This is a genomic window from Streptococcus salivarius, from assembly GCF_000785515.1.
In the GTDB taxonomy this organism is placed as follows: Bacteria; Bacillota; Bacilli; order Lactobacillales; family Streptococcaceae; genus Streptococcus; species Streptococcus salivarius.
Genome location: NZ_CP009913.1, coordinates 1,506,467 through 1,525,255 on the forward strand (window position 1 = coordinate 1,506,467; position 18,789 = coordinate 1,525,255).

The 18,789-nt window shown below is 40.0% G+C and carries 10 protein-coding genes; 2 read left to right on the forward strand and 8 right to left on the reverse strand.

Annotation, left to right across the window (positions count from 1 at the left end; genetic code table 11):
* Positions 1–90: 90 nt before the first annotated feature.
* The gene (locus SSAL8618_RS07100; RefSeq protein WP_038676424.1) at positions 91–2,616 is read left to right on the forward strand and encodes a glucosyl transferase; all 2,526 of its coding nucleotides are present in this window, start codon (positions 91–93) and stop codon (positions 2,614–2,616) included.
* Positions 2,617–2,725: 109 nt separating this feature from the next.
* Here the strand turns inward: SSAL8618_RS07100 and SSAL8618_RS07105 are convergent, their stop codons facing one another.
* The 8 genes from SSAL8618_RS07105 to SSAL8618_RS07140 form a co-directional block, all read right to left on the reverse strand.
* A complete protein-coding gene (locus SSAL8618_RS07105) occupies positions 2,726–3,739 on the reverse strand; it encodes a hypothetical protein (protein ID WP_038677028.1) in 1,014 nt (337 codons plus the stop codon).
* Between the two features lie 181 nt (positions 3,740–3,920).
* Complete coding sequence (locus tag SSAL8618_RS07110; protein WP_038676426.1) at positions 3,921–4,679, reverse strand: CPBP family intramembrane glutamic endopeptidase; 759 nt, start codon at positions 4,677–4,679, stop codon at positions 3,921–3,923.
* A 166-nt stretch (positions 4,680–4,845) separates the two neighbouring features.
* On the reverse strand, positions 4,846–6,231 hold the full coding sequence (locus SSAL8618_RS07115) for an MFS transporter (protein ID WP_038676429.1): 1,386 nt from the start codon (positions 6,229–6,231) through the stop codon (positions 4,846–4,848).
* A 25-nt stretch (positions 6,232–6,256) separates the two neighbouring features.
* The gene (locus tag SSAL8618_RS07120; protein ID WP_021143866.1) at positions 6,257–6,667 is read right to left on the reverse strand and encodes a MarR family winged helix-turn-helix transcriptional regulator; all 411 of its coding nucleotides are present in this window, start codon (positions 6,665–6,667) and stop codon (positions 6,257–6,259) included.
* A 122-nt stretch (positions 6,668–6,789) separates the two neighbouring features.
* Positions 6,790–7,353: a sugar O-acetyltransferase gene (locus tag SSAL8618_RS07125; RefSeq protein WP_021143865.1), complete on the reverse strand. Its 564-nt coding sequence runs from the start codon at positions 7,351–7,353 to the stop codon at positions 6,790–6,792.
* A gap of 104 nt (positions 7,354–7,457) precedes the next feature.
* Positions 7,458–8,207: an MBL fold metallo-hydrolase gene (locus tag SSAL8618_RS07130; RefSeq protein ID WP_038676432.1), complete on the reverse strand. Its 750-nt coding sequence runs from the start codon at positions 8,205–8,207 to the stop codon at positions 7,458–7,460.
* 270 nt (positions 8,208–8,477) lie between these two features.
* The gene (locus SSAL8618_RS07135; protein WP_038676434.1) at positions 8,478–12,461 is read right to left on the reverse strand and encodes a mucin-binding protein; all 3,984 of its coding nucleotides are present in this window, start codon (positions 12,459–12,461) and stop codon (positions 8,478–8,480) included.
* A gap of 778 nt (positions 12,462–13,239) precedes the next feature.
* Positions 13,240–17,592, reverse strand: coding sequence for a glycoside hydrolase family 70 protein (locus SSAL8618_RS07140; RefSeq protein ID WP_080730933.1), 4,353 nt, complete (start codon positions 17,590–17,592; stop codon positions 13,240–13,242).
* A 617-nt stretch (positions 17,593–18,209) separates the two neighbouring features.
* Here SSAL8618_RS07140 and SSAL8618_RS07145 point away from each other — a divergent pair.
* On the forward strand, positions 18,210–18,653 hold the full coding sequence (locus SSAL8618_RS07145) for a hypothetical protein (protein ID WP_038676436.1): 444 nt from the start codon (positions 18,210–18,212) through the stop codon (positions 18,651–18,653).
* The last annotated feature ends 136 nt before the right edge of the window (positions 18,654–18,789 follow it).

Here is an 18,789-nt window from a genome sequence, read left to right on the forward strand (position 1 = left end):
TTCACATTAAAAGAAAGCCTTTTTATTTTTAATATTGAAAAGGCTTTCTTATTGCATTATAATATAAATTAAAAAGGGGAGGTATTTGTTATGGAAACAAATAATAAGGTCAAACATCAAATATCTAAAAAGTATCTTATTGCATTTTCATGTGCATCAGCTCTTGCAAGTTTTGCGCTTATTGCAGGAGCTGCTTTTGCGGATGAAGTAACTACTGGTGAAACACACAAGATTGACACAACAACAAGTGTTACAGCCAATGTTGAAACAACAGCAGACTTAGTTGAAACAAAGGGTATTGAAGCAATATCTTCTGCTGAAAGTTCAACAAGTGCTCCAGAGTTAGCAAGTTCGGAAAATACTAGAGGAACAACTTCTGCAACCACTAATAAAAGTCAAGCACCTACTGAAACAACAACCGTTGAAGCACACGCAGCTTCAACAAGAGACAGTGTAACTAGTGAAACAACTACAACAACTCCTGTTATTAATGAGAACGTAAACATTACAGGTGGTCAATATTACAGTGACCAAAACGGTAAATGGCATTACCGAGATGCCAATGGTAATGACCTGACTGGACCACAAACTATTGATGGGGTTCAAGTCTATTTCGATAAAGAAAATGGCGTGCAAGCTAAAGGCGTTTTTGCAAAGGATCCTAATAATGCTAAAAAACTAAATTTCTATGACAAAGATTCTGGTGCCCTTCTCAAAAGTCAATTTATCGTAGCCTACAGCAACGATACGAAACAATATGAACGTTACTATCTAGATGATAATGGGAACCCCGTGAAAGGTGAGTATCGAATTAATCGTAGATCAGTATACTTTGATGATAAATCCGGTACTCAAATCATTGACCGCTTTGCTCCTAATGGACACTTTTACGATCAGGATGGTGTTTTCGTTAATTTAGGAACCAATCGTTTTGTTGAAATCAAAGGAAAATGGTATTATCTCAATAATAGCGGACAAATCATAAAGGGTAGCCATATCATCAATGGGGCTCAGGTCTATTTCGATGAAAATGGTATTCAAATAAAAGGTGATTTCGATAAGGAAAACCGCTATTATGATGAACACACTGGTAAGCTAGTAACTAACCGATTCGTAACAGTTAAAGACAAAAACTACTTTATTGGCGCAAAAGGTACCCCCGTGAAAGGTGCTACTCTTATTGATGGTAAAGAGTACTATTTCGATAATAAGACCGGTGCTCAAGTGAAAGGTGACTTTGGAGGTAATGGTAAATACTATGATACCTCAACTGGTGCACTCGTGACCAACCGTTATGTCAATGTAGACAAATATTGGTACTATGTGGATGCTGAAGGAAAACCATTAAAAGGTTCACAAACCATAAATAATGTTCCTGTCTACTTTGATTCTTATTATGGCCGACAAATTAAAGGTGATTTTGGAGACGACGGTTACTACTATGATAAAGACTCTGGTGCGAGAATCACACTCGAAAAAAATCGTTACCATAATATTAATAACCATTGGTATTATGTCGGTTCAAATGGAAAAATCCTTAAAGGGGACCACGTCATCAATGGCGTTCAGGTGCATTTCGACAAGGTATTTGGAATACAAGCTAAAGATGACTTTGTAGATGAAGATGGCATTAATGTTCTCTATGATAACTTTGTTGTCTTCGGTACCCCAGTTAAGTATTACGACAAGGATACTGGTGAACTTGTTAAGGGTCGTTACTTTACAACTCGAGGTAAGTGGTTCTATGCAGATAAACAAGGTAATATTCTAAAAGGTGCTCATACCATTGATGGTGTCCCTGTCTACTTTGACGACCACCTCGGAACACAATTCAAAAACGTGGTTAAAAACGGCCACTACTATGATAAGGATACCGGTGAACAGAAGGAAGTCCCACGGAACCAATTTGTTCATGTTGATAATGGTCTCTTCTATTATGATAAAGATGGAAAACCACTTTCTGATTCTCAAACCATTAATGGTGTAACCTATTCGTTCTATGAAGATGGACAAGCCCGTCGAGGAACTTTTGGACCTTACGGTTCTGGACCTTTCTATGATAAAGTTACTGGAGCCGCAGTCAGAGAAAAAGGATTCCATCAAGTAGGCCCTCAATGGTACTATACTGATGAAAATGGTAACAAACTTTTAGGTCTTCAAGAAATAGATGGCAAACTCTATTACCTTGATAATACCTGGTCAGTTAGCTCAGTTACTGGTTTTCTCGCAAAAGATGAAGTGCTTAGTCCTGAGCAAAAAGAATCATCTAGATATCCTCATACATCTAGCAGTACTATCATCAAACCTAAACTCTATAGTTACTACTACTTCGATGCTGAGACTGGAGCTGCTGTAACCAATCAATTCGTTAATTGGAAAGGCAACTGGTACTACTTCGGTAACGATGGTAAGGCTCTCCTCTTCGATCAAGTCGTCAATGGTCAACACCTCTACTTTGATTATGAAGGTAAACAAGTGAAGGGTGATTTCGTTACAGACTACAAGGGAACTCGTTATTATGACGAAAACTCTGGTGAGCTTGTAACCAACCAAACACGTACCATCAATGGTGTGACTTATCACTTTGATGAAAATGGACGTGCGAAGCAATTGTAAAATAAGTGTGAAAATCGACTAAAATTATTCTTACTAGTCATACAGATAAAAAAACAAACAAAAAGCCAAAATCAGCATTCTGATTTTGGCTTTTTGTTAGGTAAAGAATTTATTGCTCCTTTTTCAGTCTTTTTAGGTGTTTATAGAGACCGAAGGCACGATCCAGTTGCATGGATTCGATAGGACGTTTGCCCTTAATATAGAGATTTCCATTGGTCGCATTCATCAACCCTGTCTTAGCAATGGCATAACCAGTAATCATACCGCTATAAAGGAAGCTTTCCAGTTCCTTGACATCTAAAACTCGACTTGAAGGTTCAAGGGGACCATATTCCGCTTCATAAATATCTACAAGTCTTTTAAACTTATAGGCCGTTTTTATGGGCATATCTCCGATAGTTCCTTTTGAATAATAATGATAAAGATTCTGTGGGCTTAAGTCTGCAGAGGCTGCCTCTTGACCGTTGGGCGAGTAAGGTTGTGATTTAATGAAAGTATTGAGCTTGCCAATATCGATGTGGTAGTCGCTAACATTTTCCTTAGGAACAGGGAAATCATCCCTATCAATAATCTCCCTTCGTCTGATGGTAGCCAACAATTCATAAGGCTCAACTCTAAGTCTTTTTGAAAATTTTTCCAAAGTATCAAGGGAAACTGTTCCGCTTTGATTGATCAGGTTATAGTTGGTTTGAGCCATACCAGATGAGACTACAAATGCTGTCATACGTTCTCTGACTTCTCCCTCATCCATATCTTCCGTGATTTCCAGCTTCTTGCGAATATTGTGCCACAAGTTTTGGGTGACTTGATCAGGATCTCTTGGAAACTCAAAAACTTCATACTGATTGTCTCGAGCCAAGAGCTTTCCAAGTGTAATGTTTTTCCCAGTCACCTTGGCCAGACCGTTAGTAATGGTTACAATCTTTGGGATATTTCCCTTAGGCTTGTTCATAAAAAGCATCCGAAGGCTTCCTGATGGAATCCCCGTGGCTTCTGAGAGCTCTCTGTAACTCTTTTTGTCTTTCCAAAATTCCCCCATACGAGCTTTTTCTGCATTTTCCCAGAAAAGCTCCTTAAGGGGTTTGGGGGCATTCGGCTCATCCGAAAATAGTCGTTTTGACATCATTGTCTCCCTCTAAAATTGCTGTTTTAAAATTAGTCCAAATCTATTATCTCATATTTTTAATAAAAATCAAATCTTTTCCTAATCAATAATCATTACAATCAGCTAGTCGTTTAGAGTTTTTCTTGGGTTAATTGAGCACAAAAATTCCCCTCGTACTTAAACGAAGGGAGTTGTTTGACTAATAATTCCAGTTTACCAAGAGATAAATTAAGCTCGAGCCAAACATATCTGCTAAGGCATGAACGAGGAAAAATGGAAGCAAGTTTTTAACCTTGTATTTATAAAGGAAATAATAGAGGAGACCAAAGGCCACACCGATAACCAGAGCCCATAGCATACCCTGATAGGTATGGAAGGACACACGAACAACGGTTGAAAAGAGCAAGACCAACCACTTATACTTATCCTTAACCGAGGTCAAGAGTCCTAGGAAGAAAAATTCTTCGTAGAAACCGTTGAGCAAACCATAAGCAATCGCCATAGGTGACAATGCCATAAACTTATCAATCACAGCCATAGGGCTAATAAAAGCTAGAACCTGAGGACTAAAATAATTATATTGTCCTGACAAAGTACTTACCATATCAGCAAATAAGCCCATGATAGCGAAAATAAAGGGTACCCAAAAGAGAACAGACCACTTTAGACGGATTGGCAATTGTTTAAAGTCAAAATGACGTATCCAGAGATAAATAATCGCTAAGGCTAGGAGGATAATCTGCAAGGTGAAATTGCTAGAGTAAGCTGCTCCTTCACTGGCTGTATTTGTTGATGTCTCACTGATTGCGGTAGAAAGGCTTGGAGACAAACTGGCCAAATACATCTGTGTCGAACGAACAATAAACTGACCAAACATAATCAGCGTAACAATACCGATATCAAACCATCTCAGTTCCTTGAGCGGCTGGTCAGGATGAATTTTCTTAAGTAAAGACATGGGCCTTCCCTTCCTTCTAGTATCTTCATCGAAGACTGGTTAATTCTTTAAGGTTATTATAAGTCATAAACCTTAAAGCAACACTAAAATTTGCAGTAAGATTAGTATTTCATTTAAGAAAAGAAAAAGCAAGGGAAAGCATGTTTCCTTTGCTTCAAACTTGTTATTAATCATTCTTTTTGACTACGCTAACTAAGACAAGGAGTTGGAAAATGGCTAGAGCAAATAAGACCATAAAGCCATTTCGACTACCTTGAGCCGTTGCTTGTGCAAAGTCAACCTTGTGATTAGCTTGACTCATAGCAACAATTAGAGATGCTAGGGTTGTTCCCACTGCTCCTGCAAATTGTTGGAGCGTATTAAAAATGGCATTGGCATCAGCGCGTTGATCAAGTGACAGTTGTTTCTGTCCATTGGTCATGACATTACCAAAGGAAACGCCAAGCCCCGTCATGAAAATCATGTAAAAGACGAGGATCAACGTATTGGAAAGAGAGAGACCAAACAAGCTAAATAACAACTGTGCAAGTACGATAAGGATTGCTCCAATCAGAATCGGTTTACGTGCTCCCATCTTATCTAAAATGATACCTGAGAACGGAGCGAATCCTGCACCGATAATAGCACCTGGAAGCAACATTAAGGCTGCAGAAGTTGTATTCGAGTGGTTAACCAATTGCACATAGTTTGGCAAGAGAAAACTCATCGCAAGGGACCCCAATTGGAAAGAGAAGAAAGCGATGATATGACCTGTCAGTTTACGATTTTTCAAAATAGAGAGGTTGATAATAGGCTTGTCCAATGTTGTTGAACGCCAAATCAAAAGGACAAGACCTAAGATACCAATCAAAAGCCAACCAAGAACTGAGAAACTAACGAAAGCATGGTCAGCAACCCCATGAAGGCCTAAAATCAAGCCCAAGAAAAGAAAGATAGTAGCTAGTAGACTGAGAAAATCCAAAGATTCACGTTGCACCTCACTCTTTTGCTCAATTGAGCGAATCCCTGCAATCAGTGAAGCCAATAGAATAGGAAACTGGACGAGGAAGATAGAACGCCAACCAAAGTGTGCTGTCAAGAGACCACCAACAGTCGGGCCAATGGCTGGAGCAACGGCTGTAATCAGTGTTCCAACTCCCATCATGAGACCAATCTTACGACTTGGCACCTGCTCCAAAATGATGTTAAACATGAGAGGTAGGGCAAAACCAACACCCATCCCTTGAACCAATCGTCCCAAAACAACAAAGCTAAAACTAGGCGCTATAAAGTCGATGAGAACACCTAAAATAGACAAGAGGTTTGCGACCAGAAAGATGGTTTTCATCTTAAACGAGCGCTTGAGATAGGCAGATAAGGGAACCACACAAGCGACCACTAGGAGATAAATGGTTGTAACCCACTGTACGGTTGACGTATTGACTGAGAATGCCTTCATCAATACAGGAAAGGTGATGTTCATAGCTGTTTCACCAGCTACTCCACAAAATGAAAGGATTCCTGTCGCAAAGATGGCACACAGGACCTTGGTGGAGATTTTTTCGTCTGACATAAGTATTTGTTCCTCCTAGATAAACTTAAATATTACGGTAGTGTTGTAAGATTTTGAGAAAGACTTCTCTCTCTTTAGCTGAAAATTGCTGGGCAAACTCTTCTTCCTCTTTTCGAAGATAAGATTGACAGGCAGAAGCGATATTAAGGGCTTTATCCGTGAGAACAACTGCCTTTTGCCTAGCATCTTTTGAAGATGTGTGGCGTTCGATCAGGCCTTTCTTCTCCATTCGCTGTAAGAGCACTGTCGTTGTCGAACGCTGAATTTCAAATTCGTGCTCAATGTCACGTTGAAAGACTTCTTGATCCGCATAATTGGTTATAAAATCAATGACAGCCATCTGATTTCCAGTCAAGTCATACTGCCTAGCAAACTGGTCAAAATGACGCATCATATTATTATTGGCTTGTTTTAACAAGCGTCCAAAATGGTCCAAAAAAATGACTCCTTAACTATATTGTTAGCTAACTAGCAGTATAGAAGAATTATTAGCTCAAGTCAATAGATTCTTTCAAAAAATAGAAAACTCAAGGACCTAGAATCCTTGAGTTGCTATATTTAGTCTTTCTTTACAGGAATTTCCTTAATTACACGCGCCGGATTCCCACCTAGAACCACATTGTCACCGAAGGACTTGGTTACCACGGCTCCTGCTCCAGCAACTACATTATCCCCTAAGGTCACTCCTGGGAGGATAGTCACGCCTCCACCGGCCCAGAAATTATCACCGATCGTAATTGGAGCACCATATTCAATGCCTGAATTACGCTCGGTTGGATCAAGCGGATGCAAGGGCGTCAAAAACTGACAATTAGGGCCAATCATGGCATTGTCACCAATCGTGATAGGACAGATATCCAGCATAGTCAAATTCCAGTTGGAATAGAAATTTTCACCAATATGGATATTAACACCGTAATCCGTAACGAACTGAGGATTCATGGCAACATTTTCACCAGTCGAACCAAACCAAGATTTGACAATCTCTGCCCTCTTGAGGCGGTCATGTTCAGCATTGAAGGCCCATTGTTTTTCTCTTGAGCTGGCCGCTAGAGCACGTAACTCAGGATCGCTTGGTTTATAAAAGTCACCCGCTATCATCTTTTCATATTCAGTTGGCATGGCATACTCCTTTTATGATTGTTTTCCTATATTGTAGTATAGAAGTGATGTTACCACAAGTGAGACTCCCATACAAAAGTATGTAAAGTCTTTATTCTACTTAATTATATATCGATGGTCTCACCTACAGCTAAAACCTTATAGCCTGCTGCTTCAACTTCTTTTTTAGTTGTCTTGTAATGACTATAATCATCTATATGAATGGGATAAATCCTTTTAGGTTGAAGGAGATCTTTCATTCGATTTAACATCTTCAAGTCCATGGTAAATGGTCCACCAAATGAACCTGATTTTACAGCGCCTAAATTAGCAAATATAGCATCTATATTTTGAGGAACATTTTTTGTTAAACCTGGGTACAAAACAGTATCACCGGTAAAATAAATGACTTTAGTTTCTGACGAACTTGTAATTGATATTTGATAACCATTCACTTTACCAACAATCTTTCGTATGATGTAGTTGCTGGCATGATAAGCCGGTAGTGCTTTAATGGTGATACAATAGTCAGCGACTTGAAATGATTGTTCTTCTCCCCATTTTAAAACAAAGTTATTTAAGCCAGATAACCCATTTAAGATTTTCTTATTAGGAGAAATGACTGTTTTACCCTTCAAATAATCTTTCCCTACATCATCCAAATGATCTTGATGCCCATGAGTAATTAGCCATACATCAACTTTACTAAGAAGAGACTTATCCTTATGAACATCAGTTTGTTTCTCGGAGACAAATCCTTTAAAAGGGACCAAAGTTCCCTTAGGTGATAAGTCAGGATCAATTCCGATATGAAATTGATTATCAATGGAGATGACGCCACATGCAACGCCACAATAAGTAAACGAAATAGACATAGTACCTCTTTTTATAACGACCATGAATTGAAAAACCAGTCATTAACAATAATGGAATGAGCATTTATGTGCATAGCTCTTGTAACTAGATTATAGTTTTTATCATCAATTTAATCAATGTCTGTTTATGTTTTGACGCCTTCTTTTACGTTTATAATACTTAGTTTCCACAGACCTCAGTTAGGTAATCCACAAAAAAATCCCAAGTGCACTAAGCAACTTGAGATTTTCTTTCTGTCTGGGCATGCCTGAGTCATTCAGGGCTTTATATTATTTGTCCTTTTGATCTTTGTGATCTTTTTTATTTTTCTTTTTACGTCCGTTGCGGCCAAGTCCTAGACCTGTTACCGATACGGTGAAGCCTGCGATATTGATGGTTTCTTCAATCTTACCTTTGCTTGCTTCTTCCTCATTTGAGAGATTAATTGGCATCTTGTGTTTAGAGCCTTTACCCTCAGCTTGACTTGAAACAGGTGCTTCAAAGTCATCGCCTGGTCCATAAGTGACTGGTCCATCATGAGCTTCCACTTGCTCTTCGACTTGGTCGAGAACTTCTAGGTCTTGGATTTCTTCAACAACGATATCGTCTGCCTTGTCTTCCTTAGGTTTACCGTTAATATCGCCTGTAAGCGGGATATAAACAACGGTTTCTTCAAGGTTACGTTGACCTACTGTCTTACCTTCAACCTTGTCCTTATCAGCACTGTAACCTTCTACTTCAGGAGTGATGACTGTTTCAAACTGACCTTTATTTGAAGTCCAGTAGCTTGAACCAAGCTCTTCACCTGTAACCTTATCAATAGTCAAGCTACGTGTCCATTGAGCAGTTTGGATGTTATTGGCAGGAAGTTCTGCTTGTCCATCGCTAGATGTGTAGAGAACTGTGAAGGTTACGTCTTTGATGTAGCTTTCGCGTTCTGGCCATTTGGCACCATCTGGATTTGCTGGGTTGATTGGTGTACCAGCTTCTTGGATGTTATCTGGACCTACTTGAACGGTACCATGACGAAGGGTAACCATGAAGTTTTGGTCAACATGAGAATCGCCATCAAAGATAACGCCGTTTGTGAAGCCATCAGCAAGAAGAGTATAACCACGGTCGCTATAGTACTTGATACGTTCGATTGTTGAGTATTCAATCACTTCGCCTGATTTACCAAGCAAGTCAACCACTTCAAGTTTCTTACGAGTTGTACCGTCAACATAAGTGACTGTAGCTTTCTGAGCATCCTTGAGGTAAGTAACCACTTCCATGATTTCAGGAGTTTCCACAGAAACATCTGTCATTTCAGCGACTTCTATACGGTCTGGTGTAAATCCGACAACCTCTGGTGAAGGAACAGCTGAGAAGCCAGCTTGAGTACTTGACCATGCTTCATAATTGATAGCACCTGTCACAAGGTTTACATTAGCCAAACGTTTGAAATCAAGAACTTCAACGTAGTCGTCGCTAGCCAAGCCACCTTCTTCGAAGACATACTGGATGGTACGTGTCACATCGGCACGGTTTTCAAGCATTTCTACGCTATTTGGCCAAACTGGGCTATTCACATCATTTGGATCTACGACTTCACCTGCAACTGGTGCTGGCATATCTGGGTCGATAAGAACCAAACGTTCACGAAGAACCACTTCGAAGACTTGATCAAAGTCAGAATCACCGTTGTAAGTGTGGTCAAAGGCTTCTGCATAACCATCGTTGACAAGTTCATAACCTTGTTTGAGCAAGTTTGCGATTTGTTCATCAGTAGAGTAGTCAATCTTCTCACCTGAGCTTCCGACAACAACATCACGAGTCAATTCTGACTTATCAAGCTCATTCATGTAAAGGATAATAGCTTTTTGCTCATCCTTAGCATAAACCACGTTGGTATCTTGACCTGGGTGTTCTGGAGTAATAAAGGCCTTTTCAGAAATGTAACCAAGAACATCTGGAACGACTGTTTCCATAGCCATGGTTGGATCTTCAGGATCGTTGTTGTAGCTTGGAGTAGGTGCATTTTCGATTGGTGTACCATAATCATCTACTGGAATAATCTTACCAAGTTCTGTGTAAGTAACAGTATCTTCCACTTCTGGAAGGTCTGGGCGAACTTCAAGACCACCAGCTTGACGTTTATCTGCATAGAAGCCTTCAACTACTGGAACTTCTACAACATCATAAGTGAAGCTTTCTTGATCCCAAGTGCTTGTTTGTTCCACTTGGTTAAACTTACCGTGGAAGCTGAAGCTATCTTGAATGTTGATAACTGGATCTTTGTAGCCTGCACCTTGGAAGGTAACCGTTTGTTTCGTATCTTGTGTGATATCATCCAAGATTGGTTCGTAAACCAAGGTTTGGTCCATGCTGAGGTCAATTGGCAATACCAATTCACTTTCAGCCTGGTAGCCGGCAACTTGTGGTGCTGGTGTTTCAATAACTTGCGTAGCATCTTGAGGATCATTAGCATAATGAACTGGTTCTGCATCCGCGATTGGATTACCAAAGGTATCAACAGGGATAATCTTACCGAGTTCTTTATAGACAACACTGTCTGTAGCTTCTGGTTTATCAGGTGTAACAATCTGCATACCAGCCACTGCCTTGTCCGCATAGTAACCTTCGATAACTGGGACATTAACCTTAGCAAAGGTATAGCTGTCTTGATCCCAAGTGTAAGTGTCTTCTGCTTGATTGTACTTACCAGTGAAAGTAAAGTCAGACTGGATATTAACAGACGGTGTTGCTTCGCCAGCTCCTTTGAAGAAGACCGTTTGCAAGGTTGGTTGCGTTACATCTTCAAGGATTGGAGCGTACTCAACAAGAATATCGTCTGTCAAGCTCTCAGGCATGACACTTTGTTGCATTGGACGGTAACCCGGAATGTGAGGAACAAGTGTCTCACTAACCTTAGTTGGGTTATTGGCATCGTTGTTGAAGGTTGGCGTTGGAACGTTTGGAATCAAGCGTCCATTTGCATCAATAGGAATGATTTTACCAAGTGGAACGTAGGTAATGGTTTCTTCGATGTTATCTTCAGTAACTTCTCTACCTTTAACTTCTACTCTATCTGCAAAATAGCCTAAAACAACTGGTGCATAGATGTCATAATACTTGGTCTTGTTTGGTGACCATTCTGTCTCGTCAACAAGCTCACCTGTGACCTTGTCAAAGGTAAGGGTACGGACCCAATAGGCCTTTTGCACATCGGCATCTGGTAAATCCGCATTGCCGTCTGTACTCTTGTAAAAGACTGTGAAGCTTACTTCTTTTTCGTAAGCATACTTAGATGGCCACTTAGGTCCATCTGGATTATTAGGATTGATTGGAGTATCTGGGACTTGCTCATGGTCAGGCCCTACCTTGGCAACATCGTGTTGCAAGAGGACAAACCACTCTTGATCATCAATATCCTTATCATCAAAAATGGCATCTTTAGGGAATTCGTCCTGAATCAAGTCATATCCCATGTCCTTGAAAGTCTTGATACGTGTTGCTGTTCCGTATTCAATCGCTTCACCCAATTCCCCGGTCAACTGGTCACTAACCAAGTAAGCACCGGTAGTTTCATCAATATAAGTGATGCTGGCTTTCTTGAAAATTTTACGATACACAACCGGAGTATCCCCTCCTGGTTTGTTCGGTACTACACTTTTAATATCTGTCATATAATCTTGAACAGCTGGTGTTGCTGTCTCACCCGCCTTTCGTGGATCTTTTTTGTTATTGTTATATTGCTTAGTCAAAGCACCTGGAATATATTCCCCATCTTCTGTCACAGGGATAATGCGTCCCAATTTCCTATAGGTCACATGTTCCGTTACCGTTGGCACATAGGGTGTGACAACGTTAAAACCCGCTTCTTTTTGGTCAGCGAAATAGCCCTGGACAACTGGTACCGATATCTTAGGATAGGTATAACTGTCCTTGTCCCATTCGATTAAGCCAGTCTTCCTATCTCTAGTCCCCGTAAAAACATGATTTTCCATGACTTCAGGGTCTGGAGTTTTAGAATCCGCTCCTTGAAAAATAATCTCTTGCTTTGATGGAATCCTCACGGTTTCCGATTGGGCATGATTATCAAAGAGGGCTTCGTCAGCTCTAGCAAAATCTAATGGAGAGGGGGCACTGTGGTCAGAGCGACTTTTTGGGTTAGTCAATAATTTAGAAAGATCTATAGTATCAACCAAATCAGAGTCCGCTGATTTATGTGCAATATGCTTTTCAGCAGTTCTTGCTGCTGCTTCAGTCGCATCTTCCCTATAGGCTCTCAAAAATACTCCCCCTTTCTTCTTTTTATGAGAAATAAAATCCTATACTTGCTAAGTTCTCATGGAAATCTTTTCTATTAAGATTTCATTTTCCCTCGGAGAAGCTAACAAGTTCTTATCAAAGATTAAAATTTTTGATATCTCTTATATATACTATAATACGAGAATCGAATTTTTACAAGTAAGGTGTAAGAACTTTAATCATTTTAACCCCTAAGTGAAAAAATAGTGCTTTAATGTGCAATATCTATCAAGTAGTTTATGAAAGTGACATCAAAATGAGATTAGCCCGATAACTTAAATGATGAGTCTTTAATGGAGTTTTCTCTCCCTAAAGACACTCTCGTAAGAAATACACTATAAACTATCACAACTACTTCTCATCTTTGAATGGCTAGAGCCTTACTGTATTTATTAAAGAAATGGCCTATTAGGAATGACACAGGCCAAGCCTGCGACTAGTCCTCGACTAGGGATGCCAATAAATAACTGGTATTACTCCTAGTATAGATTGACTTTGACGCTTCGTCAATAGATTGGAACCATTTAATGAAAATCCCTAATTTTAAAGCTTTCTCGTATTAAATTGTGCATTAATAATAGTCATTGGGATTAGGCTATTTTGCTGTCATTCTGGGCACCAAATAGTCATAGGTATTTCACAACTCAGCCAAGAAAAGGGTTAAATGACTATTCACAGTCCACATCTCAGTCTTTACGGAAACCCAGTTATGCCATAAAAACCGAGACTACTGTCTCGGTTCATACAGTTTGGAAACGATTAGATTTGTCCTCGGCCTTGAGCATCAAAGTAAACCCACCATCCTGGACTCACTTCAACCCAACGGTTAACAGCCATCTCACCTGAATTTGGATCATAGTAACGAACAACGCCGTTCACACGAACCAAATGACCTTTGATTTGTTTACCATTGTTATCAAAGAGGAGGTTTTGTCCGTTGATAGTAACCATGCCTTTGACAGCATTACCATTACCATCGAAGTAATACCAGCTACCATCAATTTCGTGGAATTGATTACGGTAAAGCTCACCTGAATTTACATCATAGTAACGAAGGTTGCCATCAACATTAGCCAAAGCACCTTTAACCTGACGACCATTTTGATCAAAGTAGAGGTTTTGACCATTGATATTTTGTGAACCTTTTACGGCTGCTCCATCATTATTGAAGTAAGCCCAAACACCTGGTTCAATTTCAGCAAAACGGTTGCGAGCCATTTCACCTGAGTTTGCATCATAGTAACGGATTGTTCCATTCTCGTTAACAGTACGCCCTTTAACCTGGACACCATTGTTATCGAAGAAGAGTTCTTGACCATTGATGTTTTGGTGACCTGTCACACGTTTACCATTACCATCGTAGTATGCCCAAACGTTATTACCAATTTGTACGAATTGGTTGTGGCCTGATGTATTGTTATTGTTGTTATCTGGTTTTGGATCTTGTTTACCATTTGCATTCAAGACACCGTTTTGGTCGTAGTAGAATACTTGACCTCTACGGTTTTGACGGTAACCATCACGCAATTGCACCCCATTAGCGAGGAAGAAGTATTGTTTACCATCGATAGTCTTTTCACCGATTGCCATACGGCCTGTATTATCAAAGTAGTAGACATTTCCGTCGTTATCTTTGATGAAGGCATTCTTAGCATATTGACCATTGTTATAACGGTATCTTACAGAGAAGAGATGTTTTTCAAACTTACCACTACCATCACCGTTTTGGTTATCACCATTAGTTGATTGGTTGCTTCCGACAACTTTTGGAAGGCTAACCTTACCACCATTTGTACCGTAGTAACCGTTGAGACCATTCTTAAGCACGTACTCTGAACCACGGTCAAGAATGTTAGTACCATTCATGTACTTCGCAGACCACTTCGTAATCTTCTCGTCAGTAGTCATGCGTTTACCGTTAGAGATTTGAACACGGTCAAAGATTTGTGGGTAGAGACGTTTCAATTCATCAAGGAAGGCACCACCATATTTACCTTGGTAGTCATTACCAAAGGTACGTGTTTTAGCGGCATAGAGGCTGTGGTTGATGATTGCGCCATCTTTAGTTTCACCATAGTTATTAACACGAGTTGCAGTAACTACTTCGTCACCTGGAAGGTTGTAGATTTGGTCTGGAACCCAGTCAGCAATCGCTGAGATACCTACAGCGTGGAGTGATTTAAGAGCTGCTTTCAAGTCAGCCAATGAACCGTACTTGTTGTCCTTACTCATACCAATATCATAACGGTCTGTAAAGGCATAACCATTTTGGATGACTGAGTCAAGGAAGCTACCGTCATCACTTGAAACGTACTGTGGTGCAAATTCGAATGATGTGATACCCCATGATTTGAAGAGGTTTGCATTTTCAGCAATCTTCTTATTAGTGTATTGTGATGGATTTTGGACGAAGTCTTGGAAGTTAGAGAAACCTTCGTAGATAACTTGTGAATCAAGGGCAGCATTTGATTCGTAAACCAAACCACTGCTGTTCTTTTCTTTACTTGGTGCTACACGCACGTCTTGATTTTCAGAAGCACCTACTGGTACCCAAACGGCAAGGTAACCATCAACTTGAGGGTTACGGATACCACGGATTTCGTTTGCATTAAATGTCAAATTACCATTACCATCAGTGTATTTGACAATGCCGTTAGCATCGCTATCATTCAAGTAAGTAGCCACACCATCGTTTGTTGTCAAAAGCAATGGACGATAAGCTTGGTTACGGTGAGCCGCACCCATGTTAATTGTCAAGTTGCTTGTCAAACGAAGGGCTGGTTGGTTTGAAACGATAACTGCCATACCTTGGTTGCGTGTTTCTGCTGTACCAGCATCAGAAGCACTGTTAGCCCCTGTACCATAACGTACAGATGTCAAGACACCTGCAGCATCCCAACCATTAGTATTACCATAACCGATGTAGTTAACCTTCATATCTTGACCACCGGCTGCATAGCGGATACGACCTTTCAAGAGGGTTTCAATAGCATCATAATATGGTGATTTTTTAGCCATATATTGACCATCATCTGTGTACATGTCTCCATAGTAAACACGTGGCACAGTGTCCTTATGCGTAAGCATCAAGGCATATGCTGATGGGATGTTATATTGTGTGTATTGCTTGTTAGCACTACGCATGTCTCTGTTGTAGATTTCAAAGGCTTTCTTCATTTCATCAAGAGTGAAGGTATTCCCTGTTGATTGAGGGTTGATTTCATTTTTGATGATTTGACCAATGATTGATTGTACCTCTGAATCGTGGGCACGAACAAATGAGTAGTTAGCCATACGTTTAGAGTTTTTACCACTTTCAGAACGGTCATTTAAACTATTTGAAATGAGTGGTTCAACTCCTGAACGGTTACCAATTGGACGCAAGAGTGAATATACCAATGCCAAGTGCATAGGGTCATCCATTGGCAATTGAGCACCTTTGGTGTCTTCATTGTAGTAGGCATCGTTGTGAGACCATGCTTCCAAGATAGACAAGTGCTTAATAGCTTGTTCTTGGCTTTGATCAGAACCATACTTAGCTTTGAAGTAATCTGAAGCAATTTGGAGAAGGTCAGCATTGACATTATCCACGGCATCGACACGAACACCATCAAAGTTTTCATCTTCAGAACCACCAGTGATAGTACCGATGTTCATGATGTAGTGGAGCCAGTTCAACTGCTCAGCCTGAACCGCTGGATTTGAGTTGTCAATATCATTTGCCAACAAGAATTCAAAACCACCGTTACTTGTATCCTTAGTATACTTAGGATTGCGTTTACCTGTTTGGCTAGTTGGTGTGCGGTTCAAGAGACGATAGTCAGAGTTAGCATGGCTTGTACGACTATCGTTGTTATAGAGAAGGGCACCACCTTGCAAGTGGTCACTATTATCAAGATTTTCAGAAGTTGAATTCCAACCTGGTTGGGTCTTCACGAAATTTTTGATAGTTGTACGCAACCAGTCAGTGTTACCTTCACGCGCAATACGTTCTTCAATACGCTTTTGAACTTCAAGCGCTGCTTGGTCCATCTGAGTTTGTGAGCTGAATGACGTATAGGTCTGATTGGTACCGAGACCTTGCTCCTTCATGTAGTTGAGGTAGCTCGCTTGGATAGCCTTGCTTGGCCACCAAACTGTAAGCAATGGACGTTTGTCATTTTCAGTTGAAGCAGTCCACTCTTTACCATCTTTCAAGATTTCTTTTGGACGGTACCATGTGTTGGCAGTGAAGTAACCATCAACAAGTTCGATATCTTTATCAGTTGTACCATAAAAGGCATTCTTGTCACCATTTACAGTAACGTTTGTGTTTGTGCTATCAGCTGATGAACCTGTTCCACCGTTCTTGTCGAAACGGTATTCTTTTTGATTAGACAATTCACCAGTTTCAGCGTTGAAGTATTGGCTTCCGCCGTTACGTTCAAGGACATAGTTCTTACGAATAGTGCCGTCATCTTCAACGTAGTATTGTTTTCCATCAATTGTTTTGATGTGACTTGGACCATCAGTTACGACATTGTTAGTTGCTGGAAGGTCGTTGTTTACTACTGTGACAGTATTGTTGGCATTGTTAGTATTGCCGTTAACTGGGGTAGCACGACGGCCTCCTGTAGGACCACGTCGAGCACCAGTCGCACGACGTTCACGTGTCGCTGCGCGATCAGTAACTGTTGTTGTGTCAGTTGTAGTGTTGTTATTTGTTGTATCAACAGCTGTATCATTGGTTGCTGTTGTATCTGTTGTAGTTGCCGCACGATCAGTACCGACTGTCGCTGCCGTATCAACAGCATTCGCTGCAACTGTATTTGTTGTATCAGTTGTCAAATCGAAAGTTGCTGTTGGAGCGGCTTGATCAGTTGCGACATCGTTTGTCGCTGCAACTGCTGTAGTTGGATCCTGAGCAGCCGTTGTATCGTTAGATACAGTACCCGTATCAACAGTAATATCGGGGATGGCTACAGTAGCATCCGTGTGTTCGTCGGCCTGAACGACACCGTCGTTAGTTCCTAAAGAAACCGCTGAGACTGCACCGAGTGACATCCCTGTAACTGCGATGGTTACCCATTGTTTCTTAACTTTGTGCATTTTATAATGTACTTTTTTGTCCATAATAAAAAGACTCCTTTTTCCCATTTATAGCTTCATTCTAAATCATTGAAAGCTTTTTTTCAATAAGATTCGATAAATTTTCATAATTTTTAGAAAAGTCCTTTTATTGCTTTAATAACATTAGTTTTAAATGAGTGTTTAGAATTATAAACATGCTCATTTTAGTTCGTTGAGAAACAGATAACTGACACTCTATGGCTATTTAGAATGATTATTGATAAGACCTCCTTTTAATGGGATTACAAGGAAATCTAATGAAAATTCACAAAATCCTTAAAGCACTTCTCTCAAAGCGACCAAAAATACTATCCTTACCAAACCATTAGGTCTGTTAGGATAGTATTTTTTTTAGACTATCTTCTCATACAAAAACTAAATTCTAACTATCTAAGCTATTCATTACTTACTGAGGTGTCAGAGGGTCAAGTTTGGTTACTCTAGTGCTAATTAAAAATACTCTTTCCCATCAAAAACAAAGGGAACAAAAACCAGATAATTCATCATAAAAAAATTGCCTCAAATGCCTATCTACCCTGCTGAAAACAAGGAAAACGGAGTATAATAAAGGTGAAAAGAGTTAAACTATTTAGCAACAAATAGAGGGGTCGGTGAGAAAGATGTCAGTACAACATACAAACTTCAACACAAGCCAAGATAAGGGTAAGACTGGTCAAGAGGTCAATAATCAAGAGCTCATTAAGAAGAAGTCTCCAGACAACAGTCTTGCTTCTATTTTCCTTGCAGTCGCCTTTTATTTAGCTATCGTTTATCTTGCCTTATTTTTGCTCTTAGGCCTGTCAAATCCTTGGGGAATAGTTATAATGATTTTCCTAGCACCTAATTTGATTAGTTTTATCATCGCAACTATCTTAACAGGAATAGGACGTAAAAAAGGGAATAAAAACTTTCTATACACCAGTATTATTTTTTACCTAGTTTCAATTTTTTTGGCCTATGACCCTGACTGGGGAGTTTTTCGAGTTGTACCGATTCTGTTAACTATTCTCGTAACAGTGGGAACAGTCATGTATAAACAAGATAATGAGCAAGACAACAAATAAGGGAACATGTTCAAGTGGTCTCGTATTTTTATGTAGTCATTAGTATTTCAAAAGGTCAGTTCCATTTTGAAACTACGACAACATCTCCAAATCAAAAAACACCTCCTAGCTAGAATGGTTATCTAACATGAAGGTG